The following is a 16,838-nucleotide window of genomic DNA, read 5'->3' on the forward strand; positions in this document are numbered from 1 at the left end:
CCAGTGGACGGTTCGTGGTCGCTGAACCCGGTCGTGGAGCTGCGCATGCTGTTCGAGAGTTTGCCCCCCGTGGCGCGGCGCCCGATCGAACTGGTGGTCTTCGGGGGAAATCTGCCGCGCGCCGATGTATCCGGAATGCGGTGGATGGCTGCGGAACTGAGGGCCAAGGCCGCCGCTATGAAGAATCACGGTGATGACGCGGAAAAGATTCTGGCACAGGAGGATTCGCTCGGCGCGCTGGGTGACCGGGTACGCGAGATATTGCATCTGCACCGCGAGGGCGCGGCCAGGCTTCGGGAGGAAGCGCTGGCCTTGGCCGATCAAGCGCACGCTGCCGCCAACGATGCGGAGAAGACGCTGTGCGTGATGTTCGCGTTCGGCATCGAGCTGGCCTGGCGCATCATCACGACGCTGTCGGCAGCCGCCGCTGCCGGTCCGGCCGGAGAGGTCGCGGCGGCTCCCGTGGTGGAGTCGATGCTGATCGAGGGCCGAGGCACGGTCGCGTTGATGCGCGCGGGCCTGGAGCAGGCCTACAAGGTGGGCGCGGCGAAGACGGTGGCCCGGCTGTCGGCGTTGGGGCCGTACCGGCTCGCGCTCGCGGTCGGCACGGCCGCCGCGGTGCCCGCGAGTGTGGATCTCGCGGCACAGCTCATGCAAGTCGTGTCCGGTGACCGGAATCCGACCGTCAAAGGCCCGAACGGGGAGAACCCGAGGGGTATCGATCTGCAGTCGATCGAAGCCGCAGGAGTGTCGGGCGCGGGTGGCGCGGTGGGCGGCCTGGCCGCGGGCAAGTTCGCGCCCAGAGTCGTTCCCCGTCTGGAGACCGGCCGCTCGGCGCTCGGACTGGTGCAGGGAGTCGCGGGCGCGGTGTCCGGTCTGGGTGCGGCGGCCTTGATCACCGGCTGGCCGGAACACTTCGAAGACGTCCTGGCGTCGCTGCTCAGCGGCGGATTCGCCGGAGTCGTGGATGTCCACGGCGGCGGCCACCCGGATCTCGGGTCCCCTGCCGGAAAAATGGTCGACGGCAGCGGGGCCTACGTTCCTCCGGACCCTTCCACCGTGAGTCTCAGCAAGGATGCCGTGATGCGGCTGGCGGGGGCTCCTCAGGACACGAAATCGCTGACGCCTGCTCTGGTGGACGGCAACGACGGCGCCACTCCGCAGCCCACGAACTCGGCTTCGCCCGGCCACCCCACGGACGCCGGAGTATCAGGTCCGCCCGGAGCGACGGGCGAGGGCCAGTACGAGCTGGGAGACTCGGCGCGGCGCCTCGTCGACTCGAGGTCGGGTGAACAGACTCCCGCGCTGGATGGCCACTCGAACGGTCAGGCGCGGGTGGACGGACAACCGGGAGACACCGATTCGCCTACGCGAGGAGGACACGGAGCGTCGGCAAATCTTCCCGGCGATCGAGCGCGCGGTGTAGACCTTCCCGCCGGTGGTGATGAAGCCTCCGGTGGCACTGCTCAGGCCGGTGAGTCTGCGCAGGGCCGCAGTGGCGATGCGCAGATCGCTGACCCCGCGTACCCCGGTGATCCTGCACCGGATAGCGCTGGAGCGCATGACCGTTCCGATGCCCATGACGGTGGCGCCCACCATGGCGGCGATGCCCAGAACGGCGGCGATGCGCGGGTCGGCGGCATCGACAACACGCGAGCCGGCGACGGCGGCCAGGCCGGTAGTGGCGGTGCGCACGGTGTCAACGCGCAGGCCGGTGGCGTTCCCGGTGCTGATGGGACTGCGCAGCTCGGGAAAAGTGTGGCTGCCGGTGCGGTCCTGTCCAGCGCGGACGGCGACCACTCCGGTTCGCCACAGCAGCGATCGGCAGATCACGGCGAGGACGGCGCGCATGTGGTCCACGGGCGGAGCGCTCGGGCGCCGATCGTCGACGGCGCCCCCGGTCATGAGCCGGCGGTTGCGCGGCCGACCCCGGGTTCGGCGAAGGTCGATCCGCCGGTAGGGGTGGGCGATGCGTCCGGCCGCCACGGTGGGGGCGGTGCTGGCCCGGCACGGGTTACGGCACCGAAACCGACGGAGGTACCGCCGGCACACGAGCCGCCGTCGGCGGCGCACTCCGAGAATGCCGCGCCCGCCGACGCTCGCCCGTCCATGCACGACGGACCCGAGCACCCGGCGGAGGGGCTGTCAGAGGCTCTGGCGGAACTGTCTTCGGCGGATCCGGCGACGAAGCAGGACCTCACCGCCGAGCAGCAGACGCAGTTCGAAGTCGCGGCGAAGAAAGCGCTGGCGTTGTATCGGCTGCGGCGAGAAGAGCTGGCCGGTGAGTCGTGGGAGCAGCGCAGGCACGTGATGGAGCACGGCGATCGGGTGGAGTCGCTGCTGCGCTACATCGACGCGATGCGCGAGGGCACCGGGAAGACGCCGCGGTGGAACCAGCTGCAGGCATTCCTGCTCGGCGAGCACGGGTTCATGCGTCAGATGGGCACGGGGCAGGGCAAATCCATGGTCGGTGCGCTGGATACGTTGTGGCAGTTGTCGCGTGGCGAGCCGGCGAGCGGTGATTCGGTGCGGGTGCATCACGTGATCACCACGACCGAAGTGCTGGCCAACGAGGGGGTCCGGGAATTCGCGCCGATGCTGCGAAGTCTCGGGTACGAGGTCGCGCGCTGGGATCCGCACGACCCACCGGGCGAGCCGGACCGACCGACCGTCTACTACATGACCTACGACGAGCGCGCGACCGCCGAACTGTTCGACCGGCCGCCGCCGGGGAAGACCGCGACCATCGACGAGGCGGACGCGGTACTGGTACACAACCAGACGGTGCACTACCAGTCCGAGGGGCAGCGGGAGCTCGCCTCGGACGTGGAGGCCGCCGGGGTGAAGCGGGTGCGTGACTTCTTGAAAGCCGTCCTGCGCAGCAGGATCACGGCGGCGAATGACCTGCCGGTGCATCTGGAAGAGGCACTCCATGATGGGCCGTTGACCGCGGAGGAGGCCGGGGCGGTGCGGTCGCTGTCGACGGAAGAGCTCGCAGCGGCACGAACTTTGACGGCACGGTTGCTGCGCGAGCAGCCCGAGCGATGCCTCGACACCGTGAGCCGGTTGTGGGAAGGCCACACCGGTCGGAAATTCACCGCCGAGGAAACCGAGATGGCCCGTGCTTTCCTGGACGTCAGGGCGGGCCGGTTGAAACTGAATCGGGATTTCCAGATATTCGGACAGGGTTCCGAGAAGAAGGTGCAGATTCTGGACGAGTACGGGAAGCCGCGAAGCGATCCGAAGATCGGCACCGAGAGCCGGTGGTTCGGAGGCCGCCACAAGATGGTGGAGGCCATGTTCGGCGCCCCGGTGTATTCCGATGGAACGGGATCGAAACAGGTCACCGTGGAGGACGTCCTCGCCGGTTACGAACATCTGCATCTGATGTCGGGCACGCTGGAGCGGACCGCGGCGGAGATCAAGGAGAACTTTCCGGTCGAGGGTGGTTTGGCGAAGGTGGAGGACTTCGGCCGGTCGAAACTGACGGGGGAGGAGGATCGGATCTTCCTGCGCGAACCGGATAAATTGCGGGACGCGGTGGGCCGGGTGCAGCAGTTGCAGGCCGAAGGACGGCCGGTGCTGGTGATCTGCCCGTTCAACGATCTGGCCCGCAAATTCTCGCTGATGCTGACCAAGGCGGGCGTGGAGCACAACGCGATCGACGCCCGATGGTTCGCGGAGCACCGCGACAACAATGCCGCAGAGGAGCACCTGCTGTCGGTCAAGGACGCCGCAGGTGTCCGGGGCGCGGTCACCGTCGGCACGGGGATGCTCGGCCGGGGTTTCGACGTGTCGATCAGCGACGAGGTCGATCAGCTGGGCGGGGTGCACGCGCACATGCTGGGGCGTTCGCCGACCAACCCGGACGAGGATCATCAGTGGTCGGCCCGCGCGGGCCGCAACGGCCGCAACGGCAGCTTCTGTTTCAACGTAGCCGCGTCCGACCGCCTCTACAGCGAAGCGCGACAGCACGGTGCGCAGGTCGCGGTTACCCACTATCGGACCGCGGTGGCCGAGCATGCCGAGGCCACCGCGCAATACATCGAAGCCGCTCGTCACGCGGGTGACACGAATCCCGCACGACCGGGGGAGGCCTTGCGGGCGGCGCGGACCAAGGTCGCGGCCACCGCGGCCGACGTGCACGCGGCCGAAAGGGAGATGCGCAGCCTCATATCTCCCCTGCAGAACAACGCGGCCGACCGCGCGTACCTGCAGCGTGCGATGCGTCGCGCGCACCAAGCTCACGCGCCCCCTACCGCAGACGTTTCCGCTGCGACGTCGGCGGTCTCACCACGGACCGCCATCGCTGCGAGCCTCCTCCAGACCGGGCCGGATACCGTCCACAACGCGACGGGTCTCGGGCAGGCCAGGACGGAACTCGACCGTGCCGCGATGGAAGCCGTGCACGCCGCGCCTGACGCCGTCCAACCCCACCTGCGGGGAGACCGGTTCGCGCGGCTGGCGGGGTGGCTGGGAATTCCCGCGTCGGTCCAGGCGGCCGCGGCGGTGTTCGACACCGGCGATGACGACGACCCGTTGAGCCGACTGCTGGAACGAGCAGGCGTCTCCTCCGCTGCCGTGGAAGCGCTGAACCAGCACCTCGACCACGCCCCACCCGCCGCGGTGCTGCGAACGGACGCCTTCACCGACGAGCAAGCGCTGAATCATCTAACGCCGCAACGCAATCGGCTGGCCGCCGAACTCGGCTGGGACCCCGCTCAGGTCGCCGGTGCGGAGGGTGTGCGCCAGGTCGGCGCCGCCGTCGAGCAGGCCCGGAAGGAACTGGCGGCCCTGTTGGAGATCGACGCCACCGCGGTGAACGCGGCCACCGCACGCGACGGGATCGCCGACGCGGTCGCCCGCCTGCTGGTCCGCGGCGAAACCACCGGCGACCCGGCCACCGAACGCCTCGTTCACGCCGCCTCCACCTTCTCGGCCATCACCGCACTGCTCGACCTCATCGTCGCTGTCCACCAGCGAAGTCCGAAGAGCTGCGTCAACAATGGTGTGACGATGATGCGGGTGCTGTACCCGGAGAACCAACAGGCCTACCGCATGCCCGACGACATGCCGCTGCGGGGTCACGACGCGCAGGACACCGAACAGGCCTTCGGCGGCGCCTTCCAGACCTTCGGTTCGCTGGACAAGGCCGCGGCATCGCTGAAGGACAGACCCGGAGGTAGCCAGGCGCTGGTCTACAAGTGGATGAACAAGGGGGAAGTCGAAAGCCACCTGGTGCTGCTGGTCAACGACAGTGACCGGGCGGATGCCCCGAACCTGGTCGTCCTGGACATCGCGGCCGCCCCCGGAGAGGCTCCGATCACGCCCGCCGATCTGGCCGGATCCCGCGCGCTGCTGAACAAAGCCGTGCCCTTCCAGCAGTGGCAGCGCGAACAGCAGCCGTTCATCGACCAGCTCGGCGAGGGAGACCGGGACGTATTCGCGATCGCATTCGACAGTGCGGGCGAACCTCTCGCCCGCCTGTCCACGGCACAGCGTCCGGTTGTCTCCGCCCGAAGCCCCGGTTTGTCCCCGCCATCAGTGTGGTCGAGTCGCGCCCCACCATTTCGACGGGACCAGTTCGCACTGGCAGGCCATCGCCTACCCCGTGACGGTCAGCCTCGGGACAGCATCCGCGCGGCCACTCCCACCCCCGATGCCCAGCGGGTAGCCGAGACTGTGTCGCGGCCGAGTCGAGACGTCGTTCCCATCGGTAGCAGACCATCGTCGGATCCTGAGGATGGCGCCGAACGGGAAACGCCGGATGCCGGTACGCCGGAACCGGCCCGGCCTATCGATGTCGGTGAACTCGGCAGGGCGCTGGCCGAGCACGGCGTCGTCGTGGGACGTGCCGCGGCGGCGCGGGTGATGGGTTCGGACTCGGCGGGTGGCCGAGATGTCATCGAACTGTCGGTTCCGGAGTGGCTGTACCGGCGGTGCGAGGCCGAAGGCTGGGCACAGGACGACGAACAGCGCTCGGTGTTGACGCGCGGCCGGTTCCGGGTGTCGGTAGGTTGGCCCGGTGCCGAAACCGGCATCGTGTCACACGAGGACCTGGCCGACCGGTCGTGGCAACCTGCCGGGGGCGGACCGCGGGTCGCTCTCTTGGCCGACGTCTATGCCTGGACACAGGAGACGCAGGACCTGGCTTCGGCCGACCGGATCAAGGATCACCTGCTGAGTCCGGCGTGTGTGCCGTTGCCCGCCGAGGTGATCGCGCGCGAGATCGAGGAGGTGACCGAGATCTTGCGGGCGCGGGTGTCGCCCGAACAGCTCGCCGATCCGGAGATCCGGCGCGGGATACGGCTGGCAGCCGAGGGGCTCTTCACCAATCGGACGCTGTACGGCCATCCCGACATCGGTCGCGCCAACCATCTCCACGACGACACCTTCGAACTGCGCGAGTTCGGGGTGGCCGCGCTGTACCACAACGGCATGAGCGTAGCCGAGGACGTGCGCCACATCGTGGACAACGGTGTCCTCCAGGGCGCGGACCTGCGCGAGATCGTCTTGGCGATAGCCGCCGACACATGGAGCGATCTCGTCTACGGCGGGGGGCGGCGCGGCGACAACCCCGAGGGCTACGACGAGTTGCGCTCGGCTCGATTGCTCCATGACCGCGCCTTGTCCCACGGCTGTGACGCCGGTACCGCCCGAACGCTCGGATTCGCCGTGAACGGCACCGGATTCGATGAGCGGACCGGAATCCAGATGATCGCCGCACCGGCGGCGGTCGAGGAGATGCGGCAGCGCTGGGGTGAGATGACCGACGGCGAATTTCACACGGCGACGCGAGTGGCCCGCTGGGTCGCCGCCGCGGACTTGCAGACGTTGTCGGAACCCGACGCGGTCGTACAGAGCATCGAATTGGCGCTCGAGGACCTGATGTCGCGCCGCTTCGACCCGGCACGTGTTTTCGGGCGAGTCCTGTCCGAATGGGGCGTTCGGGTCAACGCCGTCGGCGAAGCGCTGCGGCTCGCGGACCGGTTCGGGCGCCTGATGCCCGAACATTCTCACCTCACCGTTCGTCAAGCCCTGATCAACCGTCTCCGCGGCAGTGCCGACTTCGTACATCCCGACAGCGGACACCGTCCTCCCGACGGGTGGCTGCTGGGGAATCGGGACCTACGCCGGGAGCACGCCGCGAAGCTGCGGGAGATCGCCGACCGGTTGGCCGGCGACTCGGTCTACACGCCGATGGACGCCTATCGCGACGCTCGCACGCATGCGGCCGAGATGCGGGAGAAATACAGCGGTTTTCGTTGGCAGGTGGTCGTCGGGCCCGGCGCTCACCCGCGGGACCCCGCGATCCTGGCCGCCGCCGTCGCGGCTCGACTGCCCGAGCTGGACTCGTCGGGGATCTCGGAAGGCGTGATCGAGGCGATACCGCGGATCGCGGAGATCGCCCGCGCCCGGACAGGGGATGCCTCTGTGATCGTCGTGACTTCCTCGCAGGACACCGACGGCCGGCCGCGATTGGTCGCTCAGCTCGACTACACCCGGCCGGAGGCCATCGATCCGGATCCTGGTGTGACGTCGGAGGAACTGCGCCGCGAGCTGTCCGATGTGGACTGCCGCATCGACATCGAGACCGCTGATCCATTGCCTCAGGGCCGAGTCTGGCATCGTCTCCGGCTCGACTTCACCAGACAGCGGATTCTGGTGTGCTGCGGCCAGTGGGGGTTGGGCGGAACCGGCATGGCCACGTTGACCGTGTCGCTGTGCCAGGCACTGGCGAAGGCCGGGCATGCGGTGACGGTCCGGACAGGAGAGGTGGGGCGCGCTCCCCGGATCCCTGGTGTGAAGGTGATCGGCCCCCGCGAAAGCGGGTCGTTGGCGGTCACGCGTGAGCGGATGCTGTCCCACTGGGACGAACTGCCGGAATTGATGGATCTGGTGATCGTGCATGACTCGGGCGACGGTCTCGCCGCTGCGCTGGCCGCCGAGGAGCGGTACCCCGCAGCGAAACTCGTTCGCATCAACCATCTGACGCCGATGCTGTTTCACACCCTCGGCAACAACCCGGAACGGGGCCGAGCCAAACTCGCGGCCGATGTCTATTTGGCGCGGCGGGCACATCTGGTGGCGGGGCTGGGACCGGTGCTCGCTGCCGACGCGCTGTCCTCGGCGGTCATGGCAGGGCACGGCTCGGTGCACGAACTGCAACCGGGCCTGGTACCGGCCGCACAGCCGCCGGTCCCCGCGCCGGGTGCACCGGCCCGGATTCTGTTGTTCGGCCGTGCGGACGACCCGTTGAAGGGCGTCGCGGAGATCGCCCGCGCGGTGCGGCGGCTTCGGGCCGCAGGGCGAGACGTGCGGCTGATCGTGCGCGGCTATCCGAGACGCGGCCTCGCGTCGGCCCGCGCCGAGTTGGTCGCGCTGGTCGGCGATCCGGATGCGGTCGAGGTGGCGCCACGGACGTCGGATCGTGCGGCGCTGCAAGCGGATATCCGTTCGGCGACGGTCGTGGTGATGCCGTCGCGTGCCGAGGGATTCGGCTTGGTCGCCGCCGAGGCGATCGAACAGGGTGTGCCGGTCGTGGTGCCGTCGTCCAGCGGAGTGGGCAGGTTTCTCACCGAGTTGGACGAGTACCGCGAGCAGGCGGAACGGTTCAACATCGTCGAGCAGCATCTCGGGGCGGCGCCGGAGATCGAGACCTGGGCCGCTGCAGTCGGCTCGGTACTCGACGAAGTGCCTGCCGCCTGGGCTGCCGCCGGCCGGCTGCAGCGACTGCTGAAGCCGTTCACCCGCAAGCGCAGCGCGAAGATGCTCGTGCATGCCGCCCTGAACACCGATCTACGCCCTCGCCGGGACATCCGCCCCTCTCGCGCCCAGGTGACGCTCGAAAACGGGCATGTGGTGGTGCGCGGCGAAGGAACCGACTACGAACTGATCCTCGACGTGGCCGACGCGATGGAAACCGATCCCGCGGTACGGCGTGCCGTCATGGGCTACACGGTCGTGAAGTTCGCGCCGTCGCGGGACCCGCTGCCCATCCGGCTCGCCGCGGCGCGCGTGGACGAGTGGCTGTTCGATCCGTCCGCGGCAACCGCTGCGCGGAGTCACGGTTCACGGGCCGACATTCTGCGGGCGTTCGTGGCGGTGGTGTCGGTGCAGGGATTCGGCGCAACCACGATCGATGACGTCTGCCGGCGCGCGCGGATCCCTCGGGACGTCTTCCACGATCACTTCCCGACCACCTCCAGCGCCTTTGCCGATGCGCACCGGCAGGCCCGGCGCAATCTGAATCAACTGGTCGTCGACGAGTTGGGCGCCGCGCCGGCGCCCAACCGCGCGGCCCGTGTCACCACCGCGGTGAACACGTATGTGAGCGCCCTTGCCGCACGTCCGGCCACGGCCCGCCTACTGCTGGTCGAGGGATTCACCGCCGACCCGGGAGCGCGCGCCGAACTCACCGTGGGCATGATCGAGGAGATCGCCGCCACGCTCGCGACCGTGTTCGAGGAGTCGATCACGCCGACGCGGGAGCGCCGCGCCTCGGCGGCAGCGATCTACGGCGTCCTCGCCGACTGGGCCGTGACCGGCGACGCCACCGCCGTGCCCGCCCTCCGCCGAAATCTCGTCGATCTGCTTCGCAATGGCACGCCGACCCCCGCGGTGGGCTCGGCGGCCGACGTCCCGGCCGAGTCCGCGAACTCGTCTCGGGAACAGCGCAGCCGCTCGGCGCGACAGGCGGAACCCGAGGAGCGGGAACGGATCCTGACCGGTTTCGAGGCCGCGTACGCGGCAGCCGTCGAACGCCTGCGGACCGCCACCCGCGCCGCCATGCCGGAGGCCGCGGCCGACGATCTGCCGTCACGGCTGCGGGCCGCCATCAACGCCTACCTCACCGCCCTCGCAGCGCATCCGGAAGAGGCCCGCGTGCTGCACCTGAACCTGCTCGCACCCGGCCCCGGAGCGTACGGGCCGCACGACCGGCACCGGGCGATGCTGGCCACGCACTTCGGCGAGGTGGTCGGGGAGATCGACGCGCGCACCGCCCGGCTGCTCGCCTCCGCCGTCGCGGGGATCGTCACCGATCGCATCCTCTCCGGCCGCACCGGAAGCCGACGGTCCGCCGACGGCGAGTCCGAGCGGATCGCGACCCTGCCCGCATTCGCACCGATGGTGACGGCCACGGTCGGATCTCTCCTCCCCGGCAGCGGCGGGACGCGGGCTGCTGACAATGACGCTCCCGGCCACCGGTCCACCGGACCGAACCGGATCGACGGCTATATCGGCAGCCGTCCAGAGGAATTCGCGTCGCGGCCCGGCGGCCGGTCACGGAGTGAATCGGCCGTGTCGGCACCGGATATCTCCGGACAGCAGGTGCCCGCAACGGTGGCGCGGCGGCATGAAGAACGATCCGACAACCAACCCACGACAGGGCGGAGCGAAGGTCCGGCCGGCCTGATCGGTAGCCGGCCACGGGAAGAGAATCCGTCCGGCGGCGACGCGTCCGCCGGTCCGGAGTTCCAGGACCTGGTGCTCGCAGGCAGGGAATCCGGTACAGCGGAACGTTCGCCGGTAGAGGATGCGCCGGGAGTACGGGTCGATCGGGTGACCTTCGGCAACGGCACCCGAGTGTTCGCGGAGACCTACACCGATCCTGTCGTCGCTCTCGAGCAGGTACTGCAACGGAAGGTCGCCGCGATCATGGACGCGCCGGTAGCGCGTACCTGCCTGATCCTGGAGGACGACACCGTCTATCGGGAGATCGTTCCCGGGCGGCCGGGCGACAGCCCGCGGGCACTGGACCGCGAGATCCTCGACTCGGGCTCGGCCGCGCGACTCGGCCTTTTCGATGCGGTGACCAGGACCAACCGTGCCGCGCGAGACTGGAGTGTGGGTCCGGACAACGAGGTGAGAGGTGGTCGCGCCCCTTCCACGATCAACGCGACGCCGACCGGTGCATTCGCCGCGAAGTTCGTGCGGGAGATCGACGGGCGCGAGACGTGGCAGCACCACGGCATGACGAGGTCGGAACTGGCCGGCATTCGGGAACAGGTGGCCTACCTGCAATCGTGGATCTCGGATCTCCCGATACCCGACCAGTACAAGCCCGCGCTGCATCACATACACGGCCGGTACATGGACGCGCTGGCGGAGATCGAGTGGCACGCCGCGCGCACGCCGGGCGAGGTATTGCGCGACGCCGGGCTGGACGCCCGAGCGCAGGCCAAGGCGCGGTTGGTCGAGGCGTTCAATCTCGACTACCCACACATCACGATCGCCGGGTTCGAACATCCGGATGTTCCTGCCCACGTCATCGAGGAGATTCTCGGCGCGCTGGCCGAGATGTTCACCAGGTTTCCTGGCCGTACCAACATCAGAGGTCTGTGGATCGACCACCTGGGCAACGAGAACGCCGGAGCCGCGTCCTTCGCCCAGCGCGACTCCGAGTCGACGTTTCGAACCGTGGCAATACAGTTCAGTTTGCGCAATGCGAGCAGGCCGGAATGGACTGTCGAACGCGGTATCGAACTGCGCGAGCGCGGTTTCAATCCGGTCGGTGACCGACCGTTCCACCACGATGCGGTCCACGAATTCGTCCACGCGATCGATGCCACGGAGCTGCTGTCGGGCAGCCTGCGGCAGGTGCTGCAGGACAGCTGGTCCCGGCTCCACGAACTCGGCCTGATCCGCGAACCGGAGCAGACCTGGCTCGCGCGACTGCCGGTGTACGCCTTCGTCGACGAGACGAAAGCGACGCTGCGAGAATACGAGGCCCTTGCCGTCGGATTCGCCGAGACGGACATTCACGGCGCGGCGGTCGGCACGCCGCAGTGGGTGATCCACGAGTACGTCACCGCCGGTCGGCCACCACAGATCACCCCCGACCTCGTCGTCGATCTCCCCGCGCAGGAAAATCGACCCGGGAACCGGCCGGACCCGGGCAACCACGGATTCATCGGCAGCAGACTGTCGAAGTCCACCCCCGAGCGGCAGGATCGGGCGTTCACGAGCGATGCCCGTGTCCTCGACGACGAGGTGCGACCCGGGCAAGGACCGCTTCGTGGCGAGCATTTCCCGGTGCCGGGGTTGCGGATGAAGAGCAACGATCCCGGTAGGAACGCGGCCTTGCGCATGTTCTCGCTCTGGCAGGCGCATGTGGCCAATCGCGGATTGGGAAAGCTTGTCAGCCGGTGGGATTCGGTCGTGACTCCGGCCGGGGGCCGAAGGGCGCTGGCGGAGCTGTACTTCTGGATATCCCACCAGCGCTACCTGCGGCAGGTCTGGGCCGTCGAGCGTGACCCGAGCGTGGTGGGCGAACACGGGGAAAGCCATCCCGACTACTTCCGCACCAGGCTGGGCGACGACGCGCCCAACCTGGACATGGTCGGGCACCTGCCCGGTCTGCGCGCCGGGGTTCGCCGCGATCCACGAACCGGCAAGTGGCACGGCGGCGTCGGGACACCGGCGTTCTGGACCACGCTCGCGATCGGACGTCTCGTCCGAAGCCGGATGGACGTGGAGTCGCCGGGTGACACGGTGTTGCAGAACGTTGTGGAACTGCCCGGTGGCGAGCGCGTCGACGGGAATGTCCTGTGCGCGCTCGAGCGTGGCCGGTTCGTGATCGAGACGGCGCGGGCCGGCGACCAGCGGAGGATCTTCGATGCCGCCCTGGCCGAACTGGCCGCGGCTGTCGACCAGCGGTCGCCGGAACCGTCTGCCGATGTGCTGCGGCGTTTCGCGGACGCGGTCTATCTGCTGTTCCAGGCGCCGCTGATGACGCGGGGCAGCGACGCGACGATTCGGACGTTCGCGGCGACCGTGTTGACCTTCGCCTTCGGCCGGCCGATCCGCCTGCCGCACGACATCGATCTGCAGGCCATGTCGAGGCGGCAGTCGGACTTCGTCGAGTGGTTCGCCGCAGCGCTCGATCGAGGTCTGCGCGGGACCGGCGGATCGGACGCACCAGGCGAGACAGGGGACCGTCCGTCCGGCTTCATCGGGAGTCGGCCCGGGGAACAGTCCGATCCGTCGGTGGACGCCTCGCGGGGCGCGTGGCTGAAGGCGTTGCGGCTCGAACAGGGCAGGAAGCAGAAGGAGGTTGCGCAAGCGGCGGGTCTGACCAATGCCGCACTGTCCAATATCGAGAACGGGCGACGGACAACCCTCGGCACCTTCCAGCAGGTCTGCCGCGTGCTGGGAGTCGAGGGTGTGGAACTGGCCGAGGCCACTCGGCGGTTCTACCCGGACGTCGAGCTCGAAACCGATGCTGCGGCGCATGATTCGCCGGGTGGGTGGGTGGCCGCGCATCGCAACAACCGGGGCATGACGAAGACCGACCTCGCGCGTGCCGTCGGAGTGACGCCGACCCGGATCGGGGAGATCGAGAACGGGGACCGCCCGCCACCGAACGTGTTCTTCCGGATTGCTCGCGCATTGGGCGTGGAGCAGCAGGCGCTGGCGCAGGCCACGCGTAGCCTCTATCCGGATCTCGTGCTCGATCTCGACCCCACAGCGCACGATCCCGCCGCACCCGGTAACTGGATCATGGCGCTGCGGCACGCCAACGACTCGCCCCAGGCCGAGGTGGCACGAACCGCGGGCACATCGGCGGGATACCTCGCTGGAATCGAGGCCGGGGAATACACTCCCAGCTCGATCATCTTCCGGCGGCTCTGCCGGGCACTGGAAGTCGCGCCGGAACTTCTGCGCACGGCCACGCACCATTTCTACCCGGATCTCGTGCTCGGTGTCGGCCCGACGGCACACGATCCCGCGGCACCCGGCAGCTGGATCGTGGCTCTGCGTCACGACCGGGATATGACGAGGATCGATCTCGCGAACGCGATCGGGCCCGGCTGGGGTCATCTCGGCCATATCGAAAGCGGAAACTACGTGCCGAGATTCGCGGCTTTCCGGCGAATCTGCGAGGTTTTGGGGATAGATGACGAGTTGCTGCGGGTGGCAACCCGGCACTTCTATCCACACATCGATCTCGACCTGGAACCGGCGGCACACGACCTCGGCGGCTGGATCACCGCGCTGCGTAACGATCGGGACATGAGCCGCGCCGAACTCGCCCGCGTGTCCGGTCTGTCCACGAAGTACCTGGCACAGGTCGAGACCGAGAACCGGCGCCCGCTGTTCGGCACATTCCGGCGGATCTGCCGAGCGCTGGGCGTCTCGGGTGGCTTGCTGATCCAGGCGGTGCGGGACTTCTATTCGGATATCACCGCCGATATCGATCCCGCCGCACACGAATCGCTCGGGCGTTGGTTCGTTGCGCTACGTCACGACGAAGGAATATCGGCGACCGAGCTCGCGCGCCGAGCGCGGATGCCTCGCAGCACTCTTTCCAGTATCGAGAACAATCGCTATCTGCCACGGTTGAGAAAATTGCGGCAACTGTGTCGAGCGCAAGGCGTCGGCGGTGAATTGTTGCTGGAGATCGTCGAGCGATTCTATGCGGATCGATACGAGCGGTCCGGCCATCGAGACGAACAGGAACTGTTCGAACAGTATGTCGTGACTCGGGTGGGTTCGCCGGAAGAGAAAGCGGCCCAGGACAAGATTTTCGAGAGATTCGCGTGGGTGCCGAACGCGGTGGCGCGTCGCGAAGCTCCGGACATCCGTGACGACGCCGAACAGGCCGCCTGGATCGGAATGCTCAGCGCGATCAGCAACCACGTTCCGTCCGCCTCGTTCGCGGCTCATGCGTGGGCCAGTTGCCGCGGCGCGGTGTTCCGGTACCGTCTCGCGCTGCGATTCCCCGATCTCGACAACCGCACGCGGAAACTCGTGAGCACGGTGGAAGCGCAGATCCACAGGATGGTCGCCGCGGGTGCGGCGCTCGAGGACACCGAGATCGCGCGGGGAGCGGGAGTGAAGCCGGCCGATGTCGCGTTGGCCCGGGAGATCCTGGCCCGGCCCACGCTGCGGCTCGATGCGCCGATCAGCAGCGACGACGGGTCGCCTCGCCTGGAGGTGGCCGATCGGGTTCCTGCGGGGTTCCCCGACACCGACTTCGCGATGACGGTCCGCTCCGCGCTGGCCGACCTGGCCGACCCGGCCATCGCGGAGCGGCTGGTCATGCTCCATCTGGTCGAGGGCATGTCCTTGACTCGCGCCGCCGGGGGCCTGGGGTTGCCTGTCGCTGCCGCGGCAGACGTTCTCGCCGACGCGGTCGCCCGGTTGCGCGGTGCATTCGACCATCGTGAACCCGCCGACGTCTCCACGACCGAGCAGAATCGGCCGACGCCGTGGAGCAAGACGAAGGCCGAACCGGATCAGCCGCCGACTCCGCCGGTGTCGCAGGGTGATTCCGCGCCGGAGGAGGGCACGACCAAGCCGGGCGGATTCATCGGGAGCAGACCACCCGAACCGGGCGAGTCTTCTCGTAGGTCTGCATCGGGGCAGTCGCCGCGGACGACGCCATGGTCACGGGTCTCGGACGGTGACGCCCACGATGGTGTCGCCGGCCCGACCGAGGAGGTCGCCACCGATCCGCCCGACGGGGCCGCTCGAGCCGCGGCGTGGCCGACACCGAACGGCGCCGAGCCGTTCCGGCGGTGGTTGAAGGCTGCTCGCCTGGCTCGCGGACTGACCCAGTCCCGATTGGCCGCTCACATGGGCGTGGCGAATTCGGCGACATACATCGGTTCACTGGAGCGCGGCGTGGCGATCACCAGGGAGATGGCGGTGCGTCTGCTGGAAGGCTTGGACGCTCCCGACGAGGTGGCCGAGACAGTTCTCCGGGAGTATTTCCCGGACGAAGACGGCGAATTTCCCGATCCGCGGTCCGACCGGTTCCTCGACCCCAAGGACTGGATCATCGCCGCTCGTACGAGTAGGGGACTCTCGCGCGCGGAGTTGGCCGCACGAGCAGGCGTCGGCCTGACCGGATTGAGTCAGAAGGAGCGCGCGCACAACCCCCGAGGCGAATCCGGCATCAGCGCGAGTTACGCGCTGCGCCTACTCGCCGGACTGGACGCCCCGGGCGATATCGCCGCGGCGTTCATGAGTCGCTTCTATCCCGGCTGGGAAGGCGAAGCGGACCGGCGAAGAAGCTCCCCGATCTTCTCGTAGGGCCGCGACTGCGGCGTTGTATCCACTCATCCCGTGCGCTCCTGGTCCCGGTGGGACGGCGGCCGAGCAGATGAACATCCGGTCGGCTATATGGTAGGGGCGCCTGGTGATGCGTGGTCCGCCGAAGACCAGCTGGCGGACGTTCTTGTCGCCGGTGAGGATGTCTCCGGCGACATAGTTGGGGTTGTAGGCCTGCATGTCGGTGGGGCCCACCACGGTGGTGGCGAGGATCCGGTCTCGGAATCCCGGTGCGAACCGCTCTACCGCACCGAGCAGTACTTCGGTGATGTCCTCCGAATACCCGTGCGGGACATGAGCGTATAGGTCGATCGGGTGCACGTTCCCTCGTGAGCGTGTCGGATCGGCGAGGTACTGTTGTCCGACGACGATGAAAGGTCGGTCGGAGAGCCGACCTTGATGCACCGCGTGTTCGGCGCGGACCACGTCGGCCGCGCTGCCGCAGATGTGCAGACTTCCCGCCTTGCGTGCGTGGGGGTGGGTCCACGGGATGCCGCCTTCGACGGCCAGGCTGACCTTGTAGGCGGCGGGCCCGTGCCGGAATCGCCGGTACGCTCGAGAGACTCGCGGCGGCAGCCGGTCACCGGCGATGTCGGCGATCGCGGCCGGGGCGAGGTCGAATATCACGAGGTCGGTCGGCGGCAGTTGGTCGAGCGACTCGACCCAGAGGCCGGTCTCGATCTTTCCGCCCAGATCTGTCAATGCGGCCGCCATGGCGTCCGCGATTGACCTGGGACGAACTCGAGCTGACGGCGGCATGCCAAGGTGAGCCGATGCGG

General features: G+C 68.5%; 2 protein-coding genes. One reads left to right on the plus strand and one right to left on the minus strand.

What is annotated here, in order from left to right:
* Positions 1-3: 3 nt before the first annotated feature.
* Positions 4-16,041, plus strand: coding sequence for a helix-turn-helix domain-containing protein (locus ON29_RS15345; RefSeq protein ID WP_040866957.1), 16,038 nt, complete (start codon positions 4-6; stop codon positions 16,039-16,041).
* Here ON29_RS15345 and ON29_RS35850 read toward each other — a convergent pair.
* Positions 15,928-16,773, minus strand: a complete 846-nt coding sequence (locus tag ON29_RS35850) for a phytoene desaturase family protein (protein WP_157172792.1) — start codon at positions 16,771-16,773, stop codon at positions 15,928-15,930. The two genes, ON29_RS15345 and ON29_RS35850, sit on opposite strands and share 114 nt — an antisense overlap.
* Positions 16,774-16,838 lie beyond the last annotated feature (65 nt).

The sequence above is a fragment of the Nocardia exalbida NBRC 100660 genome (assembly GCF_000308575.1).
Lineage (GTDB): Bacteria > Actinomycetota > Actinomycetes > Mycobacteriales > Mycobacteriaceae > Nocardia > Nocardia exalbida.